Source organism: Candidatus Pelagibacter communis, assembly GCF_001180105.1.
GTDB lineage: Bacteria > Pseudomonadota > Alphaproteobacteria > Pelagibacterales > Pelagibacteraceae > Pelagibacter > Pelagibacter ubique_K.
Map to the genome: position 1 here is coordinate 1 of NZ_CVSO01000034.1, position 12,755 is coordinate 12,755.

Genomic DNA, 12,755 nt, shown 5'->3' on the forward strand with positions numbered 1-12,755 from the left:
AAACATAATCATATCCCCAATTCCCATTCGATTTTGAATAACAAGTATTTTCATAGATTCTCTGTAATCAATTAGTTTGAACTCCACTTGGTTTTCAAGATTCATTTCCTTCGCTTTTTGTCTGCTATAATTGAGTTGGTTTTCCGATAAAGTTATACCAAGGACTCTCGCTTTTGTTTTTTTGGCAATTTCAATTGCCATACCACCCCATCCTGAACCAATATCAAGAACTGTTTGATTATCCTTAATATTCAATTTTTTTATTATATGATTAATTTTATTATTTTGAGCTTCTTCCAAAGAGTCGTTATCATTTTTAAAATAAGCACAAGAATATTGTCTTTTTTCATCTAAAAATAAATCGTAAAGTTTTTCTGATATATCGTAATGATGAGCTACGTTTTTTTTTGATTGTTTTGCAAAATTAAAGTTTGTCAAATATCTGTATGTGCCTAATATCTTATTTATCACCTTGCTAAAATTATTTGGATGATGTTTTCCAAGATTTTTTAAAGTCATTTCTAAGAATTCTGTAATAGTGCCATTGTGTATTTTAATCTTTCCATCCATATAACCTTCCCCTAAATATAATTCGGGGAGTAGCAAAAGTTTATAATGCATAGATGAGTCTATTAATTCTAATATTAAAGGATTTTTTTTTTCAGGTTTTCCAATTAAATATTCTCTTTTATTTGCATCAATTAATCTAAATCCGTCCTCTTTAAATAGATCATTCAAAAAATTAACTAGTTTCATCTTATGCAGCTTTAAAATCCTTTCCTAAAAAGTCTAAATCTTTAAGTTTATCTATGAGTATTTTCTCATCCTGTTTATTAAGTAGTGAACATGTAGGTAATATATTTAAAAACTGCTTATCAGTTATACTTAGAAATGAATGTAAACCTGATATTAAATTAAATTGATCGAAAGTTTTTCTAACTTCACACAGTTTATCATTTACAGTTTGCTCTTTATTTTGCTCAAAGTCATCAAAAACTTTTCTTGCAAGTTTGGCTGTAACATTGCATGTGGCTGTTATTATTCCAGAACAATCTTTCTTAAGCCCACTTAGTAGTTTCAATTCAGATCCAGGTAAAATAGAAAAATTTTTGATATTAAGGTTTCCCATCAGGTTGTATGAACTGTCTTTTACACCGATTATATTTTTAGGAAATCTAGCTGCTAAATTTTCAACACACTCAACAGAAAATTTATATCCGCAAAGTTTTTCAAAGTTATAAAGAATTATTTTAGCATCAGGAACAGATTTAATCAATTTTGTATAGTATTCTATTACCTCTTTATCTCCATAATTATAGTAAGCTGGAGGCATAATCAAAAATTTATTAAGACCAATATTTAATGATAATTTTAAAAAATTTATATTTTCAACTAGTGAATTTAGTCCAGTTCCAATAATCAACTTATCTTTAACTCTGTCGTTTTTTGAGACAAAATTAATCATCTCAATTTTTTCATTAAGAGGTATTAACTGTGATTGACCCGTGCTACCAAACAAAACAACTCCATGACAACCATCCTTTATAATGTTTTCACAGTGTTTTGCTGTTTTGTTTACATCTAATGATAAATCATTATTTAATATAGAGACAGCCGCCGCATAAATGCCTTTTATTTCTCCCATAATTAAATTTAACTAATATTTTTTTTTTAGTAAAGATACAAAGAATCTATGAAAATACTTGTTATTCAAAATCGAATGGGAATTGGGGATATGATTATGTTTCTACCTTTCGTTAAAGCAATTTCGAATTATTACGGAGAACAAATTTCTTTAATGGTTAAAAAAAACACTAAAGCGTCGGAATATTTAAGTGAAGAAAAGTATATTAAAGAAATTATTTATCTTGAAAGAAGTGAAGTTGAAAGTAGACATGCCGGTTTTAAAGGATTCTTTAATCTTATAAATGATTTTAAAGATAAAAAATTTGATAAAGTTTTTATTTTTAATTCTTCGCTTAGATTTTATATGGCAGCAAAAATGGGTGGAATAAAAGATATCAATAGTTACAAACTTCTTAGAAAAAAGAATCAGCATATCATTGAAACTGCTAAAAAATTTTTAAGAGATACTTTAAAAATTGATGTCAAAGAAAACCCTGCTATAAATCCTAAGCCAGACAATGTTGCACAAGCAAAGAAAGATTACTCAATTAATAATGATGAAATTAATATTGTTCTTGGCACAGGTGGGTCAGGTGAAACAAAAAGAATTCCCTCAAAAATATTTATAGAAATAATGAAAAACACGTTAAAAAAAAGAAAATGTAAATTTTTTATTGCAACAGGGAATACAAAGGAGGAAACAGAAATTTTAGATCAAATTACAAAATCAGACTTAAAAGAATTTTGCATACCATTGAATAATTTAAATATCAGTAAAATAATTCCTATTATTAAAAATTGTAATATTGCAATATGTAATGACTCGAGTTTCAGCCATTTGTCTGCTGCTTTAAATATTCCTACAATTGTACTTATGGCTGATACACCTTTAGTTTACGGAAGCTACAGTTCTCTGATGCACCCTATACTTCCTGAAGGAGTGAACACAGTTAGCCATGATACTTTAGGGAAAGATAAAATAAGCCCATCAGAGATTCAAAAAAAACTAGACAAAATTTTGTCAAATGTTTCTTAGAACAACGTCCTTGGCCTCATTGACAATTGAGGCTAACCTTGTCAATTCAGGGCTAATGTCTGGGTGAATTTTCTTCATTATTTTTTTATAAGAACTTAAAATTTCATCTTTTGAATATTTTTTTTTAGGATCAAGATTAAGAATTTTATAAGCCTCATCCAGAGTAATCTCACTAGTATTGAGGTTTTTATTAAAATTATTAAAATTAAATCTTCCAGAATTTTTTAGAACGTTTAATAGGCCCCAAAACCTAAACAATTGAAAAAGAGTAAAACCAGCTTTCGTTTTTAGTATAGGAAGCACCATAAGTAAAAAAGGCAGTGAAAATATATATCTTCCAGCAACCACCATCGCAATAGCAAGGACTATTGATAAAATAATTACAAATGATCTTATAAATTTTGAAATTTTTCTACTCGAGGTTTTAGCAAACCAATTCAATATCAAATATATTACGACAAAAATAACAAGTGTTATAAAAAAAAAATTCATGTAAATAGTTATTATGAAAATACCACAACTTTCAAAAAAATCAGAAACAAAATCCTGTCATAACGTCACCTGGACAGATGATTATAGCTGGGTCCACCAAAAAAACATATTGGAAGTTTTGAAAGACAGTTCAAAGCTTTTACCTGAAGTGAGAAAGTATTTAGAAGAGGAAAATAAGTATACTGAGTTTCACTTAAAAGATACTAAAGAATTTCAAAAAACATTGTTTAATGAAATCAAAGGAAGAATAAAGTTAGATGATGAGTCTCTTCCATTCAAAGACAAAAGTTACGAATATTGGACTAAAACGACTAAAAAGGGAAACTACTCAATTAAATGCCGAAAGAAAATTGGAACTGATGAAATTGAGGAAATTTGGAATGGTGATAAAGAAAAGAGTAAATTAAAGACCGAGTATTTTGGAGTAGGTGATCTTGAAGTAAGCTATAATGACAAATTTCTTGCATACTCTTTGGATTTAAAAGGTTCAGAATATTTCACAATTTATGTCAGAGATATTAAAACTGGCAAGTTAGTTACTGAAAAAATTGAAAATACTTCTGGTTCAATTAATTTTAGTCTAGATGATCAATATATATTTTATTCTAAATTGGATGAAAATCACAGACCAAGATCAATTTTTAGACATCAAATTGGATCATCTATTAATGAAGATCTACTCATATTTGAGGAAAAAACAAAAGCTTTCACAGTTGGTATTGGTATAAGTTCTGACGAAAAGTACTATTTTATAAATAGCTCAGATCACAACACATCAGAAAAATATTACTTTGGTATAGATGAAAAAAAACCTGATCCTAAAATTATTCAACAAAGAAAAAAAGGGATAATTTACAGTGTAAATTCATGGGGTGGAAATTTTTACATGCACACAAATGAGGATGCTGAAGATTTTAAAATTTTAATTTCAAATAATATCGAGTCTAAAATCTGGGAAACTTATATTCCAAGCCAATCAGAAACCATGATTGGAAATTTAACATTCCTTAATAACTGGCAAATCAGATCTGAGCTTAGGAATGCACTTGATAAAATTTACGTCAAAAATCTTAAAACAAATAAAGAAGAAGAAATAATATTTACTGACGAAACAGTTTATGACTCATCTGTTTCTCTTATGCAGAGGAGTCGTGACACCGACGATATATACATTTCTTATTCTACTCCTAAAACACCATCTAGAACTTTTATTTACAACCTAAAAACTAAAGAAAAAAAACTTGTCAAAGAACAAATAATTCCATCAGGTCATAATTCTAATGATTATATTGTTGAAAGACTCGAGTGCGAAGGACATGATGGAAGAATAATTCCAATCACAATTACAAGAAAAAAAACTACAAAACTGGATGGAAATTCAAATTTACTTTTATATGGATATGGTTCTTATGGAAATTCAATGTGGCCGTCGTTCTCTTCTACCAGATTAAGCTTAATCAATAGGGATATTATTTGGGCAACCGCTCATATTAGAGGAGGAATGGAAAGAGGCATGAGGTGGTGGAAAGAAGGAAAATTATTAAACAAGAAGAATACTTTTCAAGACTATATTTCGTGCGCAAAATTTTTAATTGATAAAAAATATACTTCAAAGAAAAAAATTATTGGTATGGGAGGATCAGCTGGTGGATTGCTGATGGGTGCAGTAGTAAATGAAAAACCAGATTTATTTTTAGGTATGATTATGGCTGTTCCATTTGTTGATAGTTTAACAACTAACCTTGATCACTCATTGCCTTTGACGATTGGAGAATTTGATGAGTTTGGAAATGCAAAAGACAACAAAGAACATTTTGAGTATATATATTCATACGCACCATATAATAATATTAAAAAAATGGATTATCCAAATATTTTAATTACTACAAGCCTTAGTGACAATAGAGTTTTATTTGATGAACCTCTAAAATTTACTGCAAAGTTAAGAGATAACAAAACAGATAATAATCTTTTACTTTTAAAAACTGAAATGAATGCAGGTCACGGCGGTAAGTCTGGTAGAGATGGGATTATTGAAGAGATAGCTTTTGACTATGCCTTCATATGTAAGATTGCGAATAAAATTTAAATTTATCACCTTGAAAAAATAAAAATAGTTACCATATAGTTATTAAAGGTTGCCTAATGGGACCTTTATAATTCTTGCTAACAAAGGAGGATAATATGACAAGTAAGGATCTATCAATATTCAATTCCTTAAGACCATTTTCAATAGGTTTTGACGACATGTTTGATCAATTTGAAAACATGCTAGGTAATGGAGGAATGAGTATGCAGTCAAATTACCCGCCTTACAATATTAGAAAAACAGGTAAAGATAAATATTCTATTGAAGTTGCTTTGGCCGGTTTTACTAAAAAAGATGTAGAGGTGGAATTTGAAGACAATATGCTGACTGTTAGAACAAAACAGACAGATAAATCAGAAAACAAAGATCAGGATGGAGAGATTTTACATAAAGGAATATCTCAAAGACAATTCGCAAGATCATTTACAATAGCAGATGATGTAAAAGTAAATGGGGCCGAGTTAAAAGATGGTTTGCTAACTATCGCTTGCGAAAGAGTAATACCTGATTACAAGAAAAGAAAACTTATAGAAATTAAATAAGTTTTACCTTGCTTGTGGGGATTTTCCCCACAAGTTAAAAACATCCTTTTGATGAAAATCCTACAACTCTTTCAGACTCATCAACTTCGAAAGTTCTTACACATTTAATTCCTAATTTTTTTGTGTTATAAATCAATTTTCCTCCACCGCTATCTGGGTCTGGTGGCAAATATTGAGTAGGTTCTCCAAATTCTTGGATAACTTTTCCGATTTTTTTATGAATAAATTTTTCTAGGTATTTTTCTTCTTTTTCAACGATATTATTGGTTTTGTTCTGCACTGTCTGGCATCCTTGAACCAATGGTATTATTAAAATTATTATTGCTATTTTTTTTATCATTTAGATTAATTATTATAACTGCTTAATTAAAAAAATAAACTTGAAGTTGAAATTTGTTAATAAAAAACAAGTAATACAAGTAATTAAAAAAAGAATCTGATAATTATCCAATATGGAGGTTACATGTTAGATAAATATTTTGAATATAAAAAACATAAAACTAGTTTTAAAACTGAGGTTATTGCAGGAATAACAACTTTCCTAACAATGGCTTATATAATGTTTTTAAATCCTTTTATATTGTCAGGAGAATTTGCTGGTCCTGAAAAAGGTTTTTTTGATTTTGGAGCAGTTTTCACTGCAACAATTTTAGCAACAGCAGTTGCTTGTTTCATAATGGCTTTTTACGGAAAAACTTGGCCAATTGGTCTTGCTCCTGGAATGGGAATAAACGCATTCGTTGCTTTTGGAGTTGTAGGTGGAATGGGTTATTCTCCACAAGCAGCTCTTGGTGCAGTCTTAGTTGCAGGAGTACTTTTTTTAATAATTTCGCTCACACCGTTAAGAGCATGGTTAATAAATTCTATACCAAGAAGTTTAAAATTAGGAATTGGTGCAGGGATAGGTTTATTCTTAGCTATAATAGGTCTTGAAATTATGGGAGTAGTTGGAGATCATCCAGTTACATTAGTTACTTTAGGTGACATTAAGAATCCATTAGTATTATTAGGATGTTTAGCTTTTGTTGCTATGGTTGTTTTAGAAAAACTAAAAGTTAAAGGAAATATAATAATTGGAATTATAGCTTTTAGTATAATTGCATGGGCAACAGGACTTGCAAAGTTTAATGGCATAGTTGATACACCGCCTCCAATGACTTACTTGTTTGACTTTGATCTTAAAGCAGCATTAACAGCCAGTATGTCTACCGTAGTCTTTACTTTGTTATTTATAGATTTCTTTGACACAGCTGGAACTCTAACTTCGGTAGCAAATGTTGCTGGTAAAGTAGATAGTAAAGGTAAAGTGCAGGACATCAATAAAGCAATGTTGTCTGATAGCGTTGGAACAGTAGCTGGTGCTTTAATGGGGACCACGACTGTTACCAGTTATGTTGAGTCTGGAGCTGGAGTAAAAGCTGGTGGAAGAACAGGAATGACATCATTAGTAATTGGTGTTTTGTTCTTATTGTGTTTATTTTTTTCCCCGCTAGCAACAAGTTTGCCAAAAGAAATCGATGGGGCTGCACTACTATATGTCGCTGTCTTATTCGTAAGAAATATCACCGATATTTCTTGGGATGATATTGCTGAGTCAGCTCCTGCTATAGTTGCGATGATTACCATGCCTTTGACTTATAGTATAAGCAATGGAATTGCACTTGCTTTTGTAGCTTACGCTTTAATAAAAATTTTCACAGGAAAATTTGCAACTACTTCCCCAGCAATATGGATAATTGCTCTTTTAAGTGTTTTAAGTTTTGTGGTTGCTTAATCTAAACTAAATAAAAAAAGGGTTAGATAAAAAATTCTAGCCCTTTTTTTTTATTTCTTTTTTTAGTTGATCTATTGAAATAAGTTCTCTTAACTCGTAGGGAAACACAATCCAGGGGTTATCTTTAAGATTGTGAACAATAAAATCTGACTTGAATTCAGATTTTTCTTTCTTATAAAGAACTGCAGATTTGAAATTAATTTTTTTATTTACGAAATCTTTATATTTTTTTAGCCAGTCCAATGTCTTTTTAAGTGTTACGCCAGTATCAATAAGATCGTCAGTAACTAGAATATTTTCCCCGTAGATTTTACTAGTTGTAGACAAGTCTCTTGCAAACGTAAGTTCATTTTGAACATCAGATACCTTTCCTTCGCCTGATGATGAATAACTTTCAACTCCTAGATAACCACATTTGACTTTAAAAATTCTGCTAAGTATATCCCCTACTCTCAAGCCTCCCCGAGCGATACAAATTATAAAAGAGGGTTTAAAACCACTTTCGCTAATTTGAACAGCTAACTCATCTATAGATCTATTATATTCATTCCAGTCAATAATTAGTTTTTTAGTCATATAAAAAATATTCAATTTTTAGATTTATATATCAAGATATATGAGTTAGAAATCATTTTATGCGAATCTTTGACTGTTTTATGTTTTATGACGAAGAGGTTGTATTAGACATAAGATTAAACTCATTAAAAAATTCTGTAGATTGTTTCATTATTGTAGAAAGTAAATTCTATCATAACGGTAAAAAAAGAGATCTAAAATTTAATATAAACAATTTTCCAAAATTCAAAGATAAGATAGTTTATATTGTCCAAGATGAGGAACCAAAGAACTTGGAAGTAGTAAAAATAAATGATGATGAGGCGACAAAGTCTCATAAAATTATTTTTAATGCGCATAAAAGAGAAAGTTTTCAAAGAAATCTTATTTCTAAAGGACTAGATAAAGCGAATGAAGATGACTTGATAATGATATCTGATGTTGATGAAATACCAAATATTAAAGATCTTAACGTCGCTAAAGTAAAAAATAAAATTGTTATTTTTGAACAAAATATTTTTTACTACAAATTAAATAGGTTTCTTGAAGGTTTTAAATGGTATGGTACCAAAGCTTGCAAAAAAAAGAACTTTAAGTTCCCTCAATGGATTAGAAACGTTAAAAATAAAGATTTTGGTTTTTGGCGGCTGGACACTTTTTTCTCAGAAACTAAATATATTAACAAAATTTTTATTAAAGATGGAGGTTGGCATTTTTCGAATTTAAAAAGTCCAGTTGATATAGAGAATAAATTAAAATCCTATTTACATCATAGAGATTTTGAAGTTGAAAATATTGATTTAAAGAAAATATCAAAACTGGTAAGGAACAACGAGACCATTTATGATATGTTTGCGGATAAAAGAGACAAAAAATTTTCTGAAAATACGAGAAAGCTAAGCCTATACCCTAAAGAAAAACTCCCACATTATATCCTAGACAATGAGAGCAAATTTAAAGAATGGTTAGATTAAACTAATACTGAATAGGTTCATCATCAATTGATCTCCATAAATACCAAGTTGCTACAGAGCAATATGGAGAAAATTTTTTTTTAAGTTTTTCAACAAATTTTTTTGGAGGAAAATATCTTTTTTTGTAATTGTTTGAGATAGATCTTAATAGTCCAATGTCTTGTATTGGCCAAATATCTGGTCTATTCAATGTAAATAATAAGATCATCTCAGCAGACCATCTTCCTATTTGTCTTAGTGATGATAAATAAATTATTGCCTCCTCATCATTCATAAGTTTAATTTTTTCAGGATTAAAGGATCTGTTTTCAAATTTAATAGCTAATTCTTTAATTCCTCTTACTTTTTGTCTGCTTAAACCACATTTTTTAAGTTCTCTTGACTTTAGCTTGTTAATTTTTTTAGCATTAATTTTTCCATTACAAGCTTTCTCAAATTTTTTAAATACAGAACTAGCAGCTTGTACACTGATTTGTTGACCAATGATACTTTTACACAGTGAATAGAAAATATCCTCTCTGGTTGTTAATGTTTTATCTTTGTACTGGGTTATCAGTTTTTTCATCACTGGGTCTTTTTTAGAAAGGTATTTTATAGCACTATTCCAGTAATAAGGTTTTTTACTCATGACGTGCTGCTGAAATTTGTTTATTCAAAATTATTTCTCTTCTAAAAATAATTATAGATGAAATAATAACTAAAAAAGCACCAACTAAAGTTTTTATTGATGGGACTTCATCCCATATAAGATAACCAAAAATAATCGCAAAAACTAAGGTAAGATACTTTAGTGGAGTAACTAATGAAACTTCGGAAAATTTATATGATTGACTGAGCCATAGATTAGCTAATCCACCAAAAACTCCCACTAATATCAAAAGAGATAGATCTAAAAAGTTAGGCATTTTCCAACCCCAAGGAATTGAAAAAAAGCTTGCAAGAGTTATTGCAATTGAAAAAAAAAGTGAAATTAACCAAACAGGTTCAGTTGTAGATAACTGCCTTATACTTATTGCAACATAAGACATTCCCAAAACAAAGATTACTGGAAAAATATAATATATATTTAAAGAACTATAACCAGGTTCTGTAATGATTATAATTCCTACAAAACCAACAAACACTGCTAACCATCTATAATATCCAACTTTTTCTCCTAAAAAAAAAATTGAGAAAATAGTAGTAAATATAGGAGCAGCGAACGAAATACTGACCACTGTTGCTAACGGAAGATTTCTTAATGCAGTAAAGATTGATAATAAAGCGATGAGACCAAATAAACACCTATTAAAATGCAATAATGGTCTTTCAGTGGTATAAAAATTCTTTAGTTTTTCCTTAGGTATAATAAAAAAATATATAACTATACCAAAAAAACCTCTAAAAAATAAAACTTGGCCTAATGGATATTCATCTGACCACTTCACTAATAAATCCATAACGGAAAATGCACAAACAGACAAAAACATGTACAAAAAGCCTAATTGATTTTTAGAAAGCATAAGTTTAACTTAGTTATATAATTAAAATAATCAATGGAAATAGCAGTTTTAGCTTGTGGATGTTTTTGGGGGCCTGAAAAAAAGTTTAGTAGTCTTGATGGAGTTTATAAAACTGAAGTAGGTTACTGTGGTGGCAAAACTGAGAAAACAACTTATCAAGAAGTTTGTTCTGGTGAAACAAATCATGCTGAAGTAGTAAAAATAAATTTTGATCCAAAAATTATTTCCTATGAGGAAATTTTAAATTTTTTTTTTAAAATACATGATCCAACTACTTTGAATTCTCAAGGTCCGGACTTTGGCACTCAATACAGAAGTGAAATTTTTTACTTAAACACAAAACAAAAAAAAATTGCTGAGAAGGTCATAAAATTAAAAAATACGAATTTTTCAGGAAAAATTGTAACCAAATTATCATTATTGAAAAATTATTGTGTAGCTGAAGAATACCATCAAAAATATTTAGATAAGAAATTTTAGATGAGCTTAGTTACAACAGATTGGGTTCTCGATAATTTGAATAGTCTTAAGATAATAGACGCCTCTTGGCATATGCCTGCTCAAAAAAGAAATCCTGCTAAGGAATATCTAAATGCTCATATCCCAAATTCTATTTTTTTTGATTTAGATGAAAACTCTGAAAAAGATACAGACCTTCCACATATGCTTCCAAAACAAGACGCTTGGGAAAAAATAATGTCCTCTTTTGGAATAAATAATAATGATGATATTCTCATATATGACAACTCTGATTTAAAAAGTTCATGTAGATGTTGGTTTAGTCTTTTATATTTTGGTCATGATGAAAAAAAAATACATATTTTAAATGGTGGATTAAAAAAATGGATTTTTGAGAATAAACCAACAACCAAAGATAAGACGGAAATTACTGAAAGTAATTATGTTGCAAGTGAAAAAGAAAATTTAGTGGTAAGCCTTGATCAAATTAAAAAAAATATTCTAAATAAAAAATTTAACATAATTGATGCAAGAAGCCGTGAAAGATTCGAAGGAAAAGTACCTGAGCCGAGAAAAGGTTTAAGAAGTGGACACATAAAAAACTCTTTTTGCATACCTTTTAATCAATGTATTAATCAAAAAACTGGAGAGTTTAAAAGTCTAGAGGAATTAAAAAAACTTTTTGAACAATATGAAAATGTAGAAAATAAAATAGATCTAGTTTTTACTTGTGGATCTGGTGTTACTGCCTCAGTCCTTGCTTATGCTTATAAAATGGTAAATAATGATTATATTCCAAAAATTTATGATGGTTCTTGGAGCGAATATGGTAAATATCCAGCATGAAAACTTCAAAAAAAATTACTATATTTTTAATAATATTGGCAATTGTCATTGCTTCAGTGATTATAGCAAGGCATTTTGTTGGAATACACTTTCAAAAAAAATTTTCGAAATATCCACCACCAGGAGTAATTGTTGAAGTTGTTCAATCATCTGTTTTTTTTGATAGCATTGAAACATTTGGAACTGCGCTATCAAAAAAAAATAAAAATTTTAGAGTAAAAAAAAGTGAAATACTTGATGAAAAAATCCTTATTGGAAAAGTGTTTAATGAGGGTGAAGTTTTATTAAGAACAAAAAATGAAGTTATCATCGCTCCTTTTAAAGGTGTTTTGGGCAAAAGAGAAATTGCTCAAGGTGTCTTGGGAACAGAATCTTTTATTCTCACTTTAGATGACACCTCATCAATAATTTTAAATATTAAAGTTCCTGAGATTTATCTTAAAATTTTAAAACCAGGCCTTATTGCCGAGGTTAAATCAGATGCTTTTGATAAAATTTTTTATGGTAGGATAGACTCTGTTAGTTCTCGTGTTGATCCTAGCACAAGATCAGTCCTTGCAAGTATCACAGTGGACAACAAGAATTTAGAATTGGTCCCAGGAATGCTTTTAGATATACAAATTATTTATAACAAAACTCAAGAAATAGGAGTTCCAGAAAACTCTTTATTAATTCAGGGTGATACAGCTTTTGCTTATAAAGTTTTGGAAGACAATACTGTTGAAAAAATTGAAGTCAAAATTGGAAAAAGAAATTATGGAAAAGTTTCTATTCTCAATGGTTTATCCGAGGGTGATAAAATAGTTAAAGAGGGTATTTCAAAAGTAAGAGATAAAATCAAAATTAAAATCATTAATTAA

The 12,755-nt window shown here is 29.2% G+C and carries 15 protein-coding genes; 8 read left to right on the forward strand and 7 right to left on the reverse strand.

Annotation, left to right across the window (positions count from 1 at the left end; all coding sequences use genetic code 11):
- Both AMN84_RS01865 and AMN84_RS01870 read right to left on the reverse strand, forming a co-directional pair.
- Positions 1-756, reverse strand: a 756-nt coding sequence (locus tag AMN84_RS01865) for an SAM-dependent methyltransferase (RefSeq protein WP_143755535.1), incomplete at its 3' end; no start/stop codon positions are given.
- A gap of 1 nt (position 757) precedes the next feature.
- A complete protein-coding gene (locus AMN84_RS01870; RefSeq protein ID WP_075482878.1) occupies positions 758-1,645 on the reverse strand; it encodes a dihydrodipicolinate synthase family protein in 888 nt (295 codons plus the stop codon).
- A 48-nt stretch (positions 1,646-1,693) separates the two neighbouring features.
- Here AMN84_RS01870 and AMN84_RS01875 point away from each other — a divergent pair, with 48 nt between their 5' ends.
- Positions 1,694-2,662 (forward strand): glycosyltransferase family 9 protein, encoded by a 969-nt coding sequence (locus AMN84_RS01875; protein WP_075482880.1) that lies wholly within the window; start codon positions 1,694-1,696, stop codon positions 2,660-2,662.
- Here the strand turns inward: AMN84_RS01875 and AMN84_RS01880 are convergent.
- Positions 2,648-3,154: a DnaJ domain-containing protein gene (locus AMN84_RS01880; protein ID WP_075482882.1), complete on the reverse strand. Its 507-nt coding sequence runs from the start codon at positions 3,152-3,154 to the stop codon at positions 2,648-2,650. The genes AMN84_RS01875 and AMN84_RS01880 overlap by 15 nt on opposite strands.
- A gap of 13 nt (positions 3,155-3,167) precedes the next feature.
- On the opposite strand from AMN84_RS01880, the gene AMN84_RS01885 reads away from it, so the two are divergent.
- On the forward strand, positions 3,168-5,243 hold the full coding sequence (locus AMN84_RS01885; protein WP_075482884.1) for a S9 family peptidase: 2,076 nt from the start codon (positions 3,168-3,170) through the stop codon (positions 5,241-5,243).
- Positions 5,244-5,338: 95 nt separating this feature from the next.
- Entirely contained in the window at positions 5,339-5,785 is a 447-nt protein-coding gene (locus AMN84_RS01890; RefSeq protein WP_075482886.1) for an Hsp20 family protein, read from the forward strand.
- 34 nt (positions 5,786-5,819) lie between these two features.
- Here the strand turns inward: AMN84_RS01890 and AMN84_RS01895 are convergent, their stop codons facing one another.
- On the reverse strand, positions 5,820-6,125 hold the full coding sequence (locus AMN84_RS01895; protein WP_075482888.1) for a hypothetical protein: 306 nt from the start codon (positions 6,123-6,125) through the stop codon (positions 5,820-5,822).
- Positions 6,126-6,248: 123 nt separating this feature from the next.
- On the opposite strand from AMN84_RS01895, the gene AMN84_RS01900 reads away from it, so the two are divergent.
- On the forward strand, positions 6,249-7,559 hold the full coding sequence (locus AMN84_RS01900) for an NCS2 family permease (RefSeq protein ID WP_075482890.1): 1,311 nt from the start codon (positions 6,249-6,251) through the stop codon (positions 7,557-7,559).
- 36 nt (positions 7,560-7,595) lie between these two features.
- Here the strand turns inward: AMN84_RS01900 and AMN84_RS01905 are convergent, their stop codons facing one another.
- Complete coding sequence (locus tag AMN84_RS01905) at positions 7,596-8,135, reverse strand: phosphoribosyltransferase (protein WP_075482892.1); 540 nt, start codon at positions 8,133-8,135, stop codon at positions 7,596-7,598.
- Positions 8,136-8,194: 59 nt separating this feature from the next.
- On the opposite strand from AMN84_RS01905, the gene AMN84_RS01910 reads away from it, so the two are divergent.
- Complete coding sequence (locus tag AMN84_RS01910) at positions 8,195-9,088, forward strand: glycosyltransferase family 17 protein (RefSeq protein WP_075482894.1); 894 nt, start codon at positions 8,195-8,197, stop codon at positions 9,086-9,088.
- A gap of 1 nt (position 9,089) precedes the next feature.
- Here the strand turns inward: AMN84_RS01910 and AMN84_RS01915 are convergent, their stop codons facing one another.
- Both AMN84_RS01915 and AMN84_RS01920 read right to left on the reverse strand, forming a co-directional pair.
- On the reverse strand, positions 9,090-9,716 hold the full coding sequence (locus AMN84_RS01915; RefSeq protein WP_075482896.1) for a DNA-3-methyladenine glycosylase family protein: 627 nt from the start codon (positions 9,714-9,716) through the stop codon (positions 9,090-9,092).
- On the reverse strand, positions 9,709-10,590 hold the full coding sequence (locus tag AMN84_RS01920) for a DMT family transporter (protein ID WP_075482898.1): 882 nt from the start codon (positions 10,588-10,590) through the stop codon (positions 9,709-9,711). Before AMN84_RS01920 ends, AMN84_RS01915 begins: the two co-directional genes overlap by 8 nt.
- A 33-nt stretch (positions 10,591-10,623) precedes the next feature.
- On the opposite strand from AMN84_RS01920, the gene msrA reads away from it, so the two are divergent.
- Genes msrA through AMN84_RS01935 form a run of 3 tightly spaced genes read left to right on the forward strand, consistent with a single transcriptional unit; the run spans position 10,624 to position 12,755 of the window.
- The gene (gene msrA, locus AMN84_RS01925; RefSeq protein ID WP_075482900.1) at positions 10,624-11,070 is read left to right on the forward strand and encodes a peptide-methionine (S)-S-oxide reductase MsrA; all 447 of its coding nucleotides are present in this window, start codon (positions 10,624-10,626) and stop codon (positions 11,068-11,070) included.
- Positions 11,071-11,895 (forward strand): rhodanese-like domain-containing protein, encoded by an 825-nt coding sequence (locus AMN84_RS01930; RefSeq protein WP_075482902.1) that lies wholly within the window; start codon positions 11,071-11,073, stop codon positions 11,893-11,895.
- Positions 11,892-12,755: an efflux RND transporter periplasmic adaptor subunit gene (locus AMN84_RS01935; RefSeq protein ID WP_075482904.1), complete on the forward strand. Its 864-nt coding sequence runs from the start codon at positions 11,892-11,894 to the stop codon at positions 12,753-12,755. The genes AMN84_RS01930 and AMN84_RS01935 overlap by 4 nt, the downstream gene beginning before the upstream one ends.

Bases quoted from the DNA above. Each gene is read 5' to 3' on its own strand.
- AMN84_RS01905 (WP_075482892.1), bottom strand. From the start codon at position 8,135: ATGACTAAAAAACTAATTATTGACTGGAATGAATATAATAGATCTATA.
- AMN84_RS01920 (WP_075482898.1), bottom strand. From the start codon at position 10,590: ATGCTTTCTAAAAATCAATTAGGCTTTTTGTACATGTTTTTGTCTGTT.
- AMN84_RS01880 (WP_075482882.1), bottom strand. From the start codon at position 3,154: ATGAATTTTTTTTTTATAACACTTGTTATTTTTGTCGTAATATATTTG.
- AMN84_RS01900 (WP_075482890.1), top strand. From the start codon at position 6,249: ATGTTAGATAAATATTTTGAATATAAAAAACATAAAACTAGTTTTAAA.
- AMN84_RS01930 (WP_075482902.1), top strand. From the start codon at position 11,071: ATGAGCTTAGTTACAACAGATTGGGTTCTCGATAATTTGAATAGTCTT.
- AMN84_RS01915 (WP_075482896.1), bottom strand. From the start codon at position 9,716: ATGAGTAAAAAACCTTATTACTGGAATAGTGCTATAAAATACCTTTCT.
- AMN84_RS01875 (WP_075482880.1), top strand. From the start codon at position 1,694: ATGAAAATACTTGTTATTCAAAATCGAATGGGAATTGGGGATATGATT.
- AMN84_RS01885 (WP_075482884.1), top strand. From the start codon at position 3,168: ATGAAAATACCACAACTTTCAAAAAAATCAGAAACAAAATCCTGTCAT.
- AMN84_RS01890 (WP_075482886.1), top strand. From the start codon at position 5,339: ATGACAAGTAAGGATCTATCAATATTCAATTCCTTAAGACCATTTTCA.
- AMN84_RS01895 (WP_075482888.1), bottom strand. From the start codon at position 6,125: ATGATAAAAAAAATAGCAATAATAATTTTAATAATACCATTGGTTCAA.
- AMN84_RS01910 (WP_075482894.1), top strand. From the start codon at position 8,195: ATGCGAATCTTTGACTGTTTTATGTTTTATGACGAAGAGGTTGTATTA.
- msrA (WP_075482900.1), top strand. From the start codon at position 10,624: ATGGAAATAGCAGTTTTAGCTTGTGGATGTTTTTGGGGGCCTGAAAAA.
- AMN84_RS01935 (WP_075482904.1), top strand. From the start codon at position 11,892: ATGAAAACTTCAAAAAAAATTACTATATTTTTAATAATATTGGCAATT.
- AMN84_RS01870 (WP_075482878.1), bottom strand. From the start codon at position 1,645: ATGGGAGAAATAAAAGGCATTTATGCGGCGGCTGTCTCTATATTAAAT.